Source organism: Klebsiella sp. B345 (genome assembly GCF_051131735.1).
Taxonomy (GTDB): domain Bacteria; phylum Pseudomonadota; class Gammaproteobacteria; order Enterobacterales; family Enterobacteriaceae; genus Klebsiella.
Window position 1 is genome coordinate 1,164,941 of record NZ_CP180443.1, and the last position, 14,754, is coordinate 1,179,694.

Annotated in this window: 8 protein-coding genes, 1 tRNA gene and 2 pseudogenes; 5 read left to right on the top strand and 6 right to left on the bottom strand. The window is 49.2% G+C overall.

Annotation, left to right across the window (positions count from 1 at the left end):
- Positions 1-69 precede the first annotated feature (69 nt).
- The 3 genes and pseudogenes from mtfA to ACMYSO_RS05510 form a co-directional block, all read left to right on the top strand.
- Positions 70-870, top strand: coding sequence for a DgsA anti-repressor MtfA (gene mtfA, locus ACMYSO_RS05500; RefSeq protein WP_434669648.1), 801 nt, complete (start codon positions 70-72; stop codon positions 868-870).
- A gap of 100 nt (positions 871-970) precedes the next feature.
- Positions 971-1,046 (top strand) — tRNA-Asn (locus ACMYSO_RS05505).
- A 161-nt stretch (positions 1,047-1,207) separates the two neighbouring features.
- Positions 1,208-1,312 (top strand): annotated as a pseudogene (locus tag ACMYSO_RS05510) (Arm DNA-binding domain-containing protein); the annotation flags it as partial.
- A 17-nt stretch (positions 1,313-1,329) separates the two neighbouring features.
- On the opposite strand, the pseudogene ACMYSO_RS05515 reads toward ACMYSO_RS05510, so the two are convergent.
- The 3 genes and pseudogenes from ACMYSO_RS05515 to ACMYSO_RS05525 all read right to left on the bottom strand — a co-directional run bounded on the left by ACMYSO_RS05515 (position 1,330) and on the right by ACMYSO_RS05525 (position 9,692).
- Positions 1,330-2,425: pseudogene (locus tag ACMYSO_RS05515) on the bottom strand (IS3 family transposase).
- 173 nt (positions 2,426-2,598) lie between these two features.
- Positions 2,599-8,175, bottom strand: a complete 5,577-nt coding sequence (locus tag ACMYSO_RS05520; protein WP_434669649.1) for a DUF3320 domain-containing protein — start codon at positions 8,173-8,175, stop codon at positions 2,599-2,601.
- A 605-nt stretch (positions 8,176-8,780) separates the two neighbouring features.
- Positions 8,781-9,692 (bottom strand): LysR substrate-binding domain-containing protein, encoded by a 912-nt coding sequence (locus ACMYSO_RS05525; protein WP_434669651.1) that lies wholly within the window; start codon positions 9,690-9,692, stop codon positions 8,781-8,783.
- A 186-nt stretch (positions 9,693-9,878) separates the two neighbouring features.
- Here ACMYSO_RS05525 and ACMYSO_RS05530 point away from each other — a divergent pair, with 186 nt between their 5' ends.
- Together ACMYSO_RS05530 and ACMYSO_RS05535 are read left to right on the top strand one after the other, a co-directional pair.
- Positions 9,879-10,655 (top strand): SDR family NAD(P)-dependent oxidoreductase, encoded by a 777-nt coding sequence (locus ACMYSO_RS05530; protein WP_434670745.1) that lies wholly within the window; start codon positions 9,879-9,881, stop codon positions 10,653-10,655.
- A 127-nt stretch (positions 10,656-10,782) separates the two neighbouring features.
- Positions 10,783-11,607, top strand: coding sequence for a DMT family transporter (locus ACMYSO_RS05535; RefSeq protein ID WP_434669652.1), 825 nt, complete (start codon positions 10,783-10,785; stop codon positions 11,605-11,607).
- Between the two features lie 62 nt (positions 11,608-11,669).
- Here ACMYSO_RS05535 and ldtA read toward each other — a convergent pair whose 3' ends face one another.
- The 3 genes from ldtA to nac all read right to left on the bottom strand — a co-directional run bounded on the left by ldtA (position 11,670) and on the right by nac (position 14,691).
- Positions 11,670-12,611, bottom strand: a complete 942-nt coding sequence (ldtA, locus tag ACMYSO_RS05540; protein WP_434670746.1) for a L,D-transpeptidase — start codon at positions 12,609-12,611, stop codon at positions 11,670-11,672.
- A gap of 105 nt (positions 12,612-12,716) precedes the next feature.
- Positions 12,717-13,667 (bottom strand): HTH-type transcriptional regulator Cbl, encoded by a 951-nt coding sequence (gene cbl / locus ACMYSO_RS05545; protein ID WP_123754969.1) that lies wholly within the window; start codon positions 13,665-13,667, stop codon positions 12,717-12,719.
- Between the two features lie 106 nt (positions 13,668-13,773).
- Entirely contained in the window at positions 13,774-14,691 is a 918-nt protein-coding gene (gene nac / locus ACMYSO_RS05550; RefSeq protein ID WP_434669654.1) for a nitrogen assimilation transcriptional regulator NAC, read from the bottom strand.
- Positions 14,692-14,754: the final 63 nt, after the last annotated feature.

A 14,754-nucleotide genomic window follows, 5' to 3' on the forward strand; every position in this document is an offset into this window, starting at 1 on the left:
CCAGGTTCTTTGGCATTTTAATAGTTCCTGTCTCTTTAAATCCGTTCAAGTGACGACTTTGCGAGCAATATGATGTTTAAATGGCCCTGGAAAGTAGATGAAGAGTCCGGCAACGCGAAAATACCATGGGAACAAGCGCTTGCCATTCCTGTTTTAGCCAATCTTTCCGCGCAAGAGCAGCGGGAACTGGTGCAGCTGGCAGCACGTTTTCTACAACAAAAACGCCTGGTCCCCCTGCAAGGTCTTGAGCTTGAGTCGGTCCACACCGCCCGTATTGCGATGCTGTTCTGCCTGCCGGTACTTCAGTTAGGTATTGAATGGCTTGATGGTTTCCACGAGGTGCTGATCTACCCTGCCCCATTTGTTGTTGATGATGAATGGGAAGATGACATTGGCCTCGTCCATAACCAACGGGTAGTTCAGTCCGGGCAGAGCTGGCAACAGGGGCCGATTGTTCTCAACTGGCTCGATATTCAGGACTCCTTCGACGCCTCCGGCTTTAATCTGATCGTGCATGAAGTCGCGCATAAGCTGGATACACGCAATGGCGATCGCGCCAGCGGGGTGCCGTTGATCCCTCTACGCGAAGTTGCCGGGTGGGAGCATGACCTCCACGCTGCGATGAATAATATTCAGGATGAGATCGACCTGGTGGGTGAAAGCGCCGCCAGTATTGACGCCTATGCGGCAACCGACCCTGCCGAATGCTTTGCGGTACTGTCAGAATATTTCTTTAGCGCGCCAGAGCTGTTTGCTCCGCGCTTCCCGGCGCTGTGGCAGCGTTTTTGCCATTTCTATCGTCAGGATCCGTTACAGCGATTACGTGAAAATGGCCTGCTGGATGGCGATGATAGCCAGGTTGTGCACTAAAACAACGGTTTGACTTAAATTTAGCCATTTGAATCAGTGGCTTAATTTTAGTGTTGACACAAAATTGGCGGGCCAGTAGTATGCGCCTCGTTCACACGATTCCTCTGTAGTTCAGTCGGTAGAACGGCGGACTGTTAATCCGTATGTCACTGGTTCGAGTCCAGTCAGAGGAGCCAAATTCTTGTTTTCATGCTGCCTTGTGAATCCCTATATGATTCAGATTCAATAGGTTAGCGTGAAAAATCCTCCCGATGCATTTTCAGTTTACCCTCCGCATCGGGAGAATTTGGTGGTCAGATTTGGGGTCATGTTGGTTCGATGACGGAGTGACCCCCAAATGTCTCTTAACGACTCAAAAATCCGCAACTTAAAACCATCCGTAAAACCCTTCAAAGTCTCCGACTCTCACGGTCTACACCTTTTAGTTAATCCAAGCGGTTCACTGTAAGTATCCCAGCTTTAGTTCCACGCACTTTTTGAGAGTTCCGGTTTTTCAGCCATCAGCCGGTATTCCTCCGGCGTCAGGTTATTCAGGGATTCATGGGGACGCTGGCTGTTGTATTCATTCAGCCAGCGTTCCGTGATTTCCCGTGCTTCATTCAGCGTTCTGAACAGGTAAAAATCCAGTATTTCTGTTCGGTACGTCCTGTTAAAACGTTCGATAAACGCGTTCTGTGTCGGCTTACCCGGCTTGATAAATTCCAGCATCACACCATGCTCTTCAGCCCATTGCGCAAGTGTCAGCGAGACCAGTTCCGGGCCGTTGTCCATCCTCAGTTTCAGCGGATACCCCCGGTTCGCCACTATCCTGTCCAGCACTCTGACCACCCGCTGCGCCGGGATATTCAGATCAATTTCTATTGCGAGGGCTTCGCGGTTAAAGTCATCCACCACATTGAAGGTTCGGAAACGCCTGCCGCAGACCAGCGCATCATGCATAAAGTCTATGGGCCAGCTCTGATTAAGTGCCTCAGGCGTCACCAGTGGCGCCGGGTTACGTACCGGCAGACGCTGCTTTCCCTTGCGGCGAAAATTCAGTTTCAGCAGGCAATAAATCCGATGAACGCGTTTATGATTCCAGGTGTTACCCTGCCTGCGCAGCAACTGGAACAACTTCTTAAAACCGTATCGCGGGTAGCGCTCTGCCAGCTCAGTCAGCAGCAGGATCACCGGTTCATCGCGCCGGGTATCGGGCTGGTAAACATAGACCGTCCAGCTCAGCGATAATGTCCTGCAGGCCTGGCGGATGCTCATAGCAAATTGTGCCGTCAGATAGCTGACGAGCTCCCGCTTTATCGCTGGTTTTAAAGCTTTTTTTCGATAATGTCTTTCAGTGCCCGGCATTCAAGGCTGAGATCAGCAAACATCTGTTTTAATCGCCGGTTTTCATCCTCCAGGTCTTTCATCTCTTGATATCAGACGCTTCCATACCGCCAAACTTTGCTTTCCAGTCGTAATAGTTGGCTTCACGGCAGACATCCTTAACGGTACATCCGGCTTCGACGGGCTTCAGAATGGCAATGATCTGGTGTTCGGTGAATCGGGCTTTACGCATGGCGATCTCCTCAGAGGATATAATCAGTATGTCGGAAGATCTCTAAAAATGAATGGTTCGTTTTGCTGGGATACTTACAATTACAGTATACTTACAAATCCGCCATGAATTATTATTAAGAATAAAAAGATAAACTCAAAGAATATACTTTGAGTTTATTCTAATATTGAAAATCACTCTGTAGCTGTTTCTTTACTCTCAATAATCAGAGAGTCTTCTTTTAGAAGAATGCCTTTAAAGAGAAGTTGTTCAATTACCTCTGAAATAACTTTACGTAAGGTCCCACTTGTTGCTTTAAACCCAAGAGATCTAGAGATAGACATAACTATCTCTTCTTCTGTCGCACCAAGGTTATTTTTTACTACCTGAGAAACTCCGACAGCAATCTCTTGAGGTGGCAACATTTCGGATTTACGTAGTCCCAACGACTGAACATTCTGTCGGTTTCGTAAGACAATCTTTGATTTCTGATGTATTAAAAATTGTCCATCCTGAAGGATATCACCTTTGTTGCAGACCAGATTAACAGCCCTGTTCACAACGGCCTCAATTCTGGCCCCTGCACGTTGTAATCCCCAGGCAGTTCGTAACCTGGTGATAACCTCGCTTACATGAACAGGAGATTCAACCTCAACTATCTGCTCAATAATTTCGCTGAGAATACCCAACGGGGTTTCATACAGTTCATATCCCATATTAGCGGATGGAGTAGCCTCCAGATAGGCAATCTCAGATTCTTTTGCAATATCCGAATCGACAAGACCAATCTCGACTACAGGTCCTCTATCGACAGTCACGATTTCAATAGGTACCGCACGAGTCCTTTGCTTCAATTGTTCAGTCCGTTCTGAGAGCTCTTTTTTGGCAGACTCTATAGCATGAAGTGTTCGTTCCAGCTGTTCTTCAGGCCGGTGGAACCAATCCGTACTCCAGATACGATGGATAATCCACCCATGATCTTCAAGTACAGCCTGACGCAAGCGATCGCGTTCTCGCGCAGAACGTGATGAATGATAAGCACAGCCATCGCACTCAATACCAATCAAGTATCGCCCTGGCATATCAGGATCAGCAATAGCTAAATCTATAAAGAATCCAGCAATACCTACCTGAGGATGGACTTGATAACCAGCTTTCTGAAGCGCATCAGCAACCTGCTCTTCAAATACACTATCCATTTCTCTTTCAGTCCGTTGAGCTAACGATATCCGACCGGTACGGGCATATTGCAGGAAGAGTTTAAAGGCAAATACACCTTTTCCTTTTGCTCTTTCCAAATCAATATCTTCGTCTGTGATCGAAGCGAAAACTTCACATCGACGTTTGGCTCGGCTGATTAATACATTCAACCTTCTTTCCCCTCCCTCTGACCCCAGGGGACCAAAACGCATCGCCATGTATCCTTGCGTATTTCTGGCATAGCCGACGGAGATCATAATTATATCACGCTCATCACCTTGTACGTTCTCAAGGTTTTTAACGAAGAAAGGCTCGCTCGGATGCGCATTAAAGAACTCTTCTAAATCGGGATTCAGACGGCGTAGTAACTCGAGCTCGTCCTGAATAGCCTTACGCTGGGAAACAGAAAATGTTGCAACACCAAGCGACTGTTCCGGATATTTACGGGCATGCTCCATGATTGCTTTAGCGACAGCTTTAGCTTCTATCGTATTGGTTCCCTTACCGCCTGATTCGAACACACCATCCGGGATGTGGTGGAATTGCAGACCCATGCCTGCTTCCTGAGTGTACGGACTCGGCACGATGAAGAGTTTATTCTCATAGAACTGACTATTGGATACAGCAATCAAAGATTGATGACGGCTGCGATAGTGCCAACGCAACATACGTTGAGGTAATCCCCTAGCAACAAACAGGCCCAATACACTCTCTATATCAGCAACCTGAGATACTTCATCACCATCATCATTAGCAGCAGATTCTGTCATCTTAGCGAAGAATCGCGTAGGTGGAAGTTGGCGTTCATCCCCGACGACCACAACCTGCTTACAGCGAGCAATTGCACCAATCGCATCAACCGGTTGTATCTGACTCGCTTCGTCCATGACCAGAAGATCGAACTTTTGTTTTCCCGGGATGAGGAATTGAGCAACAGATAACGGGCTCATCATCATGACCGGCTTGAGCGCTTGAATCGCCACTCCAGCCTTTAGCATTAACTGACGAATTGGTAAATGCCCCCTCTTTTTCACCATTTCCGAACGCAGAACTCCCACTGGACCAATACCGCCGCTCCTGGAAGGGATTTGTCTATGATGGGCACGCACAACCTCAAGACTGGCGGCCTTGATACGTTTAAGGTCAAGCTCTGCAAATCCTGCAACCTGACGAGAATGAAGCTCACCATCAAAACGCACTAAATCGGGTTCTTCGAGAGCCATGATTTTGAGTAGCGACTCAAAATAGGTCCGCTCTACGGCAGAAATAGCAGAATCTAGAGAAAGATCTCCACTAGCGAGTTTTTCTACTACCTCAGTTAATCCATATTTTCGAGCCTGCGTAATACGATGCTGATACGCAACCCATTTAGAGAGTTGTTCTGAATTCTCAGCCCATGTTTGAAGTTTCTCGCACACAAGCACTATCATTAATTTATCAGATGATGAACCCAAAAGGGTTCCGATAGTTCCTTTTAATTCCGTCGCGATTTTTTCCAGTTCATTGACTATCTGTTGACTGAACAGGTGAGTTTCTCGTGCAATATGGGCAGTTTCAGCTCTGTCTGTCAGTTTTGCCGCTACGAAACGTAACGCACTGTTTTCCTCTAACCAAGAACAAGCCTGACTCAGATAATCCCAATCAGATGACAACTCTTTCCACTGTTCGTCAAAAGCGCTTTTTGCAAGCGGGACTTCTGCACGTATTTCTACAATCAATTTCTGCAACTCAACCATTCGGGTGATTAGCTGGCTACGCTCATCAATACGAACAGGAGGGTTAACCATTACACGAAAGCATTGTTCATCAATCGCTATGAGATTTTGGATTTTCTCTTCAATGAAAACTAATGAGACGCGGGTGATAGATACCTGATTGGAAAAATATTCCTCAGGTGAAAAACCGAACGCGCTCCATAAGATGTCTAACTGGGTCCGAACCTGCTGCAGTAACTGGCTTAGTTGTTGCGCACGAAGCTTCACACCCTCGCGGTCGATAAGTCGGCTGGCCAACAGCCGAGCCTCAGCGCCTACACCACGGAGCGTTCTCATCCATTCAACTAATGCCATTAAAGAAGAGCTGTCACTTCTTTCCCCACGCCAATCGCTACCGAAGGCAGAATGACCAAAATCATTGCCTTCCTGAATTATTTTCCTCTCTGCCTGCGCCTTAATCAACTTGTCCAACAATAAGATCTGCTGCTCAACGGGCAACGAACGATCTCGCAGTAAAGAACCAACAAGTCCCCTCGCTTTTCGCCAGTTTCCATCGAGGTATCGGAAAATACCAGTATGGCTAGCCAGAAGATTCCTGGCCTCCTGAACATCCGTATTCCAGGCTATCTCATTAATTTGGGAATCAAGAGCTTCACTAACGGTTCTGAAGGAGGCAATTGACTCAACCAGTTCAGCAGCTTTCTCAATACCATGATCCCAAACTGATGCAATAAAGGCGTCGGGACTAGCATTAGGGGCAGCAGCAATTCTTTCCCCCAAAGTAATGAGACGTTCTATTTCCTGAACGGTGTAATACCCTTCCTGAGTACCGAGTTCTTCATGTAAACGAGCAGCATCAAGACGCAACTTAGATAAAGGTTTCACCAGAGAACAAGCTGCGGAAAAACCATTAACCTGAAAATCACGAGGAAGCCTTGCCAGCGCATCTTCTAGTTCGGTAACTGGAGTTTCAATTTCTTCAGCTACTACATCTATCTCAAGATCTAAGCGAGCTTGCTGATACTGCTTACCCACCACAATAAGTCGTTTGATTGCAGGCGCATTATCATGCCAAACTGCAGAAATAAAGGCTTCTGCTGACAGGTCTGGTGCTTTATTGATACATTCTGCAACCTCAACTAATTTATAAATTGAAGAGAATGTTTCCGGTACGGGTGTAACAGAAAGCTCAGCAGACAGATTTGCAATAACTTTTTTAAGACGTACAACATCTCTTTCAAGTTCTTGCAGACGTGGAAGTAATTTTTCTACATCTATAGGTAATATCTGCTCAAGACCAACACCACTCCACGGATGCTGAGCGGGCAAACCAATATCTCGGATGCGATCAACAATCTCTTTCACAAGCTCAAGACGTTTCTCAAGATCGCTGGCATTCCAATGTTCAAATTCTCCGAGATGAAAATCGGTCGGAGCCTGGCCTAACTGACGTAATCGAACAAGATGCCCCATGACCTGATAGGGAGAGAAAGTTGAAGGATGATATATCTTGTGCAGCCTTGCCGGATGCTCGTTAAGTTTATCCCTCGCCTCCGTTAGGTCTCCTACCAGTGTGTCTGGAAACTCCCCTCTAGGAGATCCCAGCTCCCAGACCCTTTTCAATTCCTCCAGGAAGACCCTTTTATTCGTCTTATTACTATGCAACTCTAAACAGGCGTCGCCCACACCCGCATGGTCAAGGCGACGTTTCACCACTTCAAGAGCAGCCATTTTTTCTGCGACAAATAAGACCGTTTTGCCATCCGCCACTGCAGAAGCAATGACATTTGCAATCGTCTGAGATTTCCCTGTCCCAGGAGGACCTTGAATAATAAGGTTTTTTCCTTTCCGTACATCATGGATAGCAAGTGTTTGAGAAGTATCGCTATCCATGATATGGAGCATATCCCTCGGCGAAATAAAAGGATCTATAGGTGCATCATCTGAAATCCTTTCATCCCTCTCATTAAACCCATCAACCATAAGCGACTGGATAAGAGGTTGTTCTGTGATATTGTCATTCTCTGGCCAGTTTTCTGGATCTAAATCCCGGTACATGAGGAACTTAGCGAAGGAAAAGAACCCCAAAGTAATATCGTTTTCTTGAGCGCTCCAGTCAGGCTTTGTCTGCACAGCCTGAGCAACTTCATCGATATACCCAGAAAGATCTAGCTCCTCATCGGTGTTGATCTTAGGCAATAAAATCTCATGTGTTCGCTGTAGATATGCCTCCAGAGAAAGGTTTTCAATAATCTCATCCTGCCTTGCCCGTAGTTTAAACCTCTCACCAGCAGTTCCACGTTCAAGAGACACGGGGATCAAGATTAAAGGAGCATATCTAACATTTTCTTTATTATTGGGATCAATCCATTTTAAGGTTCCGAGCGTCAGATAAAGTATGTTTACACCCTGTTCTTCTTCTAACGTTTTAGAATCGTGGTAAAGATCCAACAGTCTCTTTTGCAAACCTTGCGGAGTTAGCCTTGTTTGTAGTTTTGTATCCTGATGCTCAGCACTGATTGCTTTTGGATCAACATCATCATCAAAAACAAGCAGCCGATCATCAACAAGAGCATCATCCGATTCCGATACAATACCCTCATCATCAATTAGCTCCCCCTTCTTGCCCATCCGTCCCGGTAGAAAAGTAAATACTTTTCCTTCTTTAACCAGTAAACGATAAATCTCAGTAGACCTCTCATCGATAATTTCTAAGAGTTTGGTTGTTTTAGAGCGAGGAATATTGAGGAGTTTATTGCGCGCAGATAAGTCAAGAAGCTCTGTACGAGCTCGCTCTAGTTTTTGCTGAAGAGAAAGACTATTATTCTTAAACAGTGAATCTTCGTTATCATTCATGGCTAGGATTCCGTAGGTTCCATAACATCATCATTGCATACCCAATCTATAGTGTAACGAAGGTATTCAACGTCAGAATTCTACCATCTTAGCCATTTTTTCAGGACAATTCTAATCGATATTTTTGGAATTAAGGTAGATGGAGTAGTATCCACAGTAGCTTCCATTCTGATGAATGAGTTACAGGCTTTGATCTGTTTCCTATGGAGCGCCCCTTACTGTTAAGATAGCTTTATTATTGACAGAAAAACACTAACCTCCCAGACAAAAGAAATTAACTCCAAGTTAAACAAAAAAAACAGAATAAAACCCTTTAAATTCTCTACAGGGAAGAATCCATTAATATAAAATATAATTTTCCTAGCAAAACTTATTGGTGTCATTCTGGTGGTCTTGACAGAAAGTGGATTCAGGCTTAGCTTAATTATCAGCCAGTTACTGGCAAAGGCGCTCCCAGTCAGAGGAGCCATATTTAGAGAAGCCCGCTTAAGGAAACTTAAGCGGGCTTTTTGTTGTTTTGAGTTTGCTGCCTTGGCGTCTGGCAGGCTGCAACAGTACTTCATATCAATCGAAGGGATGGGAAGCCATGGTGAAAAGCGCATCGGTCACTGCTCTGCTTTCACATCGTGGATTAACCAGTCGTGGAGGATTTTCACTTCAGGTCGCATCTGCGAATGTTCAGACATCACCAGATAATAGGACCAGGTGAGCGGCCAGCTAACATCGCTAAACAGCACGCGCAACTGATGGTTATCGATCGCCTGCTGTACCAGAGCCCGGCGGACCAGCGCCACCCCTCGTCCACTCAGGGCAGACAGTATAACGGCGGAAGTCGAGTTAATATGCAGACCGCTGATACTGGCTGGCGGCGCACCGACCTTTGCCAGCACGGTGTCCCAGGCGGGAAAATGGGCGCCCGGATGTGGCGTATCATCATGGATCAGCTTTTGCTCTGACAACCATGCCGGCGTGCCGTCTTTGATATCAGGCAGCAGCACCGGGCTGCAGACCATCACCACATCTTCATCCATGAGCCACGTTTTGCTTAACCCGGCCCAGTCTCCCGGGCCACAACGAATACCCATATCGGCTTCGCCATGCACCACATCCATGAGTTTCTCGGTGACATCAAGCCGGATATCAATGTTCTCATGCTGTTCTGAAAAGCGATTCAGGCGCTCCATCAACCAGTTCATCATCAGTACCTGGGAAGCAGTAAGCACGATAACTGAACGAGATTTTCTTCCTCTCAGTTTATTCAGACCGCGCTCCAGACTATCCAGTCCCTCACTGATATCCTTTAAGGCTTCCTGCGCCTCACTGACCAATGTCAGCCTCTCCTTGCCGCTACGCAGCCGATGAAGCAGCGGATAACCTACCCACTCCTCCAGCGATCTGACGAGCTGCCCGACCGCGGCAGGCGTGACGCCCAGCTCTTCAGCTGCCCCGGTAAAACTACCGTGACGTGCCGTTGCCTCGAAGGCATGTAACCATTTAAGCCGGTTGAGCGAACGCATGATGGTTATCCACGATAAGGGTTTCCTCTATTCTGGCACAGAACCAGCAGCATGAAATAGATTTTCTATCTCGCCATTAAATATCTTCTGATTCGCCAGCCGAATATGAAAGTGTGAATATGCCGCCACAGAAAGGAGAGCCATCGGCCGCCTTCACATCACAGAGAAACCAGTACAGAGGTTATGATGACAACATCATTTGCAGGTAAAAAATTGTTAGTGGTCGGCGGCACCAGCGGCATGGGCTTTGAAACAGCAAAATACGTTCTGAAAAACGGCGGCAGTGCGGTGCTGGTAGGCAACCGTCAGGATAAAGCAGAAGAAGCGTGCCAGGTTTTATCTGCCCATGGCCAGGTGTCCATCATTATTGCCGACCTGATGACCGCACAAGGGATGCAGCATGCTACCGATATCATCAATGCTGAGCACCAGGATATCAGCCTGCTGGTGAATGCCGCAGGAGTCTTCTTCCCGAAAGCCTTTACCGAACACGAGACGGCTGACTATGATATGTATATGAATATTAACCGTGCAACGTTCTTCATCACCCGTGACGTGGTGCGTAATATGGTCGCGGCAGGGATCAAAGGATCGATTGTTAATATCGGCTCAATGTGGGCACATCAGGCGATCGGCGCCACTCCGTCCTCTGCTTATTCGATGGCAAAAGCCGGTCTGCATGCGCTGACCAAAAATCTGGCTATCGAGCTGGGTGCGAAAGGCATCCGCGTTAATGCCGTCGCCCCTGCGGTTGTTCATACGCCGATTTACGAAGGTTTTATCCCGAAAGATGAGGTTAAAGAGGTCATGAACAGCTTTGACAGTTTCCATCCGATCGGCCGCGTTGGCTCGCCGGTCGACATTGCCGAAACCGTGGCGTTCCTGCTGTCCGACAATACCGGCTGGGTCACGGGCGCCATCTGGGATATTGACGGCGGCGTTATGGCCGGTCGTCAGGCCTGACTGACGGATAAGGGGAGCGATGGCTCCCCTTTTCTGTTTTGTCGGCGATAACAATCCGTCACAATGGTTGAATGATCATCCCCACCACATTGCGCGTCGTCAGATACCAGGCCCCGGAGACCGAGCTATGTTATTAAAAATCCTGCTGACGATGATCGCCTTTGCCGCAAATTCGGTGATCTGCAGAGTGGCAATAACCGGCGGCTATATCGACGAGATCTCATTTGGCAGCATCCGCTTGATCGGTGGCGCATTGGCTCTGTACCTGTTTATTGGCCTTCGTCGCGGTCACCACAAAATTGAATACAACCCGCTCAACGCGCTGTTATTGTCTGGCTACGTGTTCGCCTTTTCTCTCGCCTATGTGTCGTTAAACGCGGCGACCGGCGCGCTGCTTTTATTTGGTACGGTCCAGTTGGTTATGACCGGTTGGGGAATGTTGCATGGCGAGAAAATCACCCGCTGGAAAGTCATCGGTATCCTGGCAGCACTGTCAGGCATAGGCATTTTACTCCTGCCTGGCGCCACACCTCCGCCCGCATTTGCGGCCGTCATGATGATCCTGTCCGGTGTTGCCTGGGCGGCATACTGCATTACCGGAAGAGCGGCAACCAGCGCCGCCTCGGCCACCGCAGGCAACTTTATCCTCTCCGTCCCTATTGCTGTAGTGGCCGTCGCCGTGCATTTTCATGCGCTGCAACTGAATGCGATGGGACTGCTGCTGGGGATCGTCGCCGGTGCCATCACCTCTGCAGGCGCCTATCTGCTCTGGTATACCTTACTGCCGAAACTATCGTCATCCACCGCCAGCACTATTCAGTTAAGCGTTCCCTGCCTGGCCGCGCTTGGCGGGGTTCTGTTTATGAATGAGGCGCTGGATCGCCAGATAGTCATTTCAACATTGATTATTTTATCGGGGATTGGCTTAGTCATCTGGTCAGACAAAATATAGCAGGCCACGTCATGCCCCGGCTTCCGGCATGACGCGGTGCTGGCAAGTCTCACTACCGACGGTCAACTGCCGAACTGATTAACCGTTCCCGCCCCACTGATATTAACAGGCATGCCGGAACGTCGCTCAAGCGCCTGGGTGGCCAGGCTGGCATTCACCCCCTCTCCTTTGACAAATGACTGGATCCCCGTGGTCATCGGCAAAGGAACTTTGCGGTCAGATTCATATTCAGCACGGTTGCGCGAGAGCGGTTCATGGACTTCAACCCAGCGACTGCCGTCCGGTTCGAGGGTATATTTCACAGGCCGATCGATAATCTGGACGCGGGTCCCCACCGGTACGTTGTCGAACAGATATTTGATATCGTCGTTGCGCAGACGAATGCATCCCTGACTGACGCGCAAGCCGATCCCGAAGTTGGCATTGGTGCCATGAATGGCATATAGCCTTCCGATATAAATAGCATACAGCCCCATCGGGTTATCCGGTCCGGCAGGGACAAACGCCGGCAGGGTTTCACCCCGGCTGGCGTATTCACGGCGGGTATTCGCGGTTGGTGTCCAGGTAGGCGCTTCCTGCTTACGTTCTACCGTAGTGACCCAGTTACGCGGCGTTTCACGCCCCGCCTGGCCGATGCCAATCGGCAACACCTCAACCGTGGTACCCTCAGGCGGGTAGTAATAGAGGCGCATTTCGGCAACGTTTACCACAATACCCTCGCGCACCGTGTCTGGTAAGATCAGCTGCTGCGGCACCACCAGGGTCGTACCTGATTTCGGTAAATAGACATCAACGCCGGGGTTGGCTTCCAGCATATTGCTGAGCCCTTGCCCATATTGCGCGGCAAAGGCTTCCAACGGCTGGGTATTATGGTCCGGAACGGTAATCGTCAGCGGCATACCGACCAGACGGCTTCCTTCCGGCGGTAACGGATAACTCACGGCCAGCACACTCTGGCTTGAGAGGAACACTAAAAGAGAGCAAAACCAATTCACACGCCGCATCATTTCCCTTTCCTCAATAGCGACAACTGTGCGTGAATTATAGCTTTTATATCCTCTCCGCGTGGATAGATGCGCCCCCTATTATCTACCCCGGTGATGAATTAATCATATCTGGTAATCAATTGCCGCCTCTTCCGGCTCCATCGCCTGTCGCTTGATTTCATCCAGCGACAAGCCGGCGTTGCACAGTTCGATAAAGCGCCAGACATAATTGCGCTGTAACTGCCCGCGTTTTAAGCCTAACCAGACGGTATTGGCATCGAACAGGTGCCGGGTTTCGAGGCGGGTCAAGGTGTCCGATTCCCGAGCATCTCCGGATTGCTCCGCCACCAGCCCGACCCCCAGCCCCAGCTCGACATAGGTTTTAATCACATCAGAATCCTGGGCGCTCAGGACGATATCCGGCATCAACCCTTTACGGTTGAAGGCTTCATCAATACGTGAACGCCCGGTGATGCCCTGCCGGTAGGTAATCAGCGGCCAGCGGGAAATGGCCTCCAGCGTTAAGGGCGAGACCTGAATCAGTGGATGCTCTTTAGGGACCAGCAGGCTGTGGTGCCAGCGGAACCACGGAAAAGCCACCAGCGTAGGATCGTTACTCAAACGCTCACTGGCAATGCCAATATCAGCGCCGCCGTTATGCAACAACGCTTCGATTTCCTGAGGCGTCCCCTGGATAAGCTCCAGTCGGACATCGGAAAACAGTTCGCGGAAAGCTTTAATGACCGGAGGCAGGCTGTAGCGTGCCTGAGTGTGGGTGGTGGCAATGGTTAAGACACCGGAAGCATCATTGGTAAACAGGTCGGCGAGCCGACGGACGTTACCGGCTTCATTGAGGATACGCTCCGCAATGGTTAATAAGGCTTTACCCGGCTCGGTCATTCCCAGTAAACGCTTACCGCGCCGGATGAAAATCTCAATTCCGAGCTCTTCTTCCAGTTCACGAATATGGCGACTGACGCCCGATTGCGAGGTATATAACATATTTGCGACTTCCGTCAGGTTGTAATCCTGACGGGCCGCCTCACGAATGATTTTAAGCTGCTGGAAATTCACCCTTTCCTCCGGGCTATCAGACATAACGTATACGCTATTGTTAAAGTCTGTTGTCCTTGCTAACAAATAATAAAAACCAGCAACTTATTCCATTACGGAATATAGATTAACTCACCAGCAGTAATTCACGGTTCTCCAGCGAAGGTCGGCTGACCAGAGAGAGTAAGATTTCTTTTACCGCCTGCGCCTGCGGCGACAAGCTTCCCTTAGCAGACATGTTCAGGGACAGCGACAGGCTCATCGATGGTGTACTGATCCGCGCCATCCAACCATTTGCTGCCTGGCACAATGAGCGAGCGGCGGATTCCGGCAGAACGGTGACGCCCATCCCGCTGGCGATCGCCGCCGTTAAGGTAGTGATGGATTCAATTTCACCAATGATCTTCGCCGACAGTCGGCGCAGGGTAAACGCTTCAGCAACCCGTGCGCGCACCGCGCTGTAATCACGCGGCAGGAACAGATTCATCTCTGCTACTGCGGTCAGGTCGACGCTTTGCCCAGGGCAATCACGGGTTCCAACCAGGTACAAGTCTTCTTTCAGCAAAGGCTGGCTGACGATCCCGGCCACCGGTGAACGCTCATACAGCACCGCCATATCCAGCTGCCCGCCGAGCAATTTATCGTTGAGGATGGTGCCACTGCTCTCCTGCAGATAGACCATCACTTCAGGGAGCTCGTTACGCACCGTCTGCAGCAGAGGCATCGTAATGGCGGAAGCCGCAGTGCCCGGCGCCAGGCCAATAGAAACCTGCCCGCTCAACGTATGGCCAACATTGTTGACCGCCAGTTGGGCCTGCTCGCACTGGCGCAAGATAGTCCGGGCATGGGTATAAAGAATCTTCCCGGCTTCGGTCGGCGTCACGCCGCGTTTTGTGCGAATCAGCAGTTGCTGGTCCAGTTCGCCTTCCAGGGTCGCCACTTGCTGGCTCAACGCCGGTTGTGCGATATGCAAGACTTCAGCGGCCTGGGTCAGGCTACCGATATCGACGATTTTCACAAAATACTTCAGTCGTCTTAAGTTCATTTTGCCTCCTGTAAGGAAAGCCAGTACCAACGCTGGCTATTGAGATACAGAAGGTTTTGCAAT

Coding starts and splice junctions, on each gene's coding strand:
- mtfA (WP_434669648.1), top strand. CDS start 70: ATGATGTTTAAATGGCCCTGGAAAGTAGATGAAGAGTCCGGCAACGCG.
- ACMYSO_RS05520 (WP_434669649.1), bottom strand. CDS start 8,175: ATGAATGATAACGAAGATTCACTGTTTAAGAATAATAGTCTTTCTCTT.
- ACMYSO_RS05525 (WP_434669651.1), bottom strand. CDS start 9,692: ATGCGTTCGCTCAACCGGCTTAAATGGTTACATGCCTTCGAGGCAACG.
- ACMYSO_RS05530 (WP_434670745.1), top strand. CDS start 9,879: ATGACAACATCATTTGCAGGTAAAAAATTGTTAGTGGTCGGCGGCACC.
- ACMYSO_RS05535 (WP_434669652.1), top strand. CDS start 10,783: ATGTTATTAAAAATCCTGCTGACGATGATCGCCTTTGCCGCAAATTCG.
- ldtA (WP_434670746.1), bottom strand. CDS start 12,611: ATGCGGCGTGTGAATTGGTTTTGCTCTCTTTTAGTGTTCCTCTCAAGC.
- nac (WP_434669654.1), bottom strand. CDS start 14,691: ATGAACTTAAGACGACTGAAGTATTTTGTGAAAATCGTCGATATCGGT.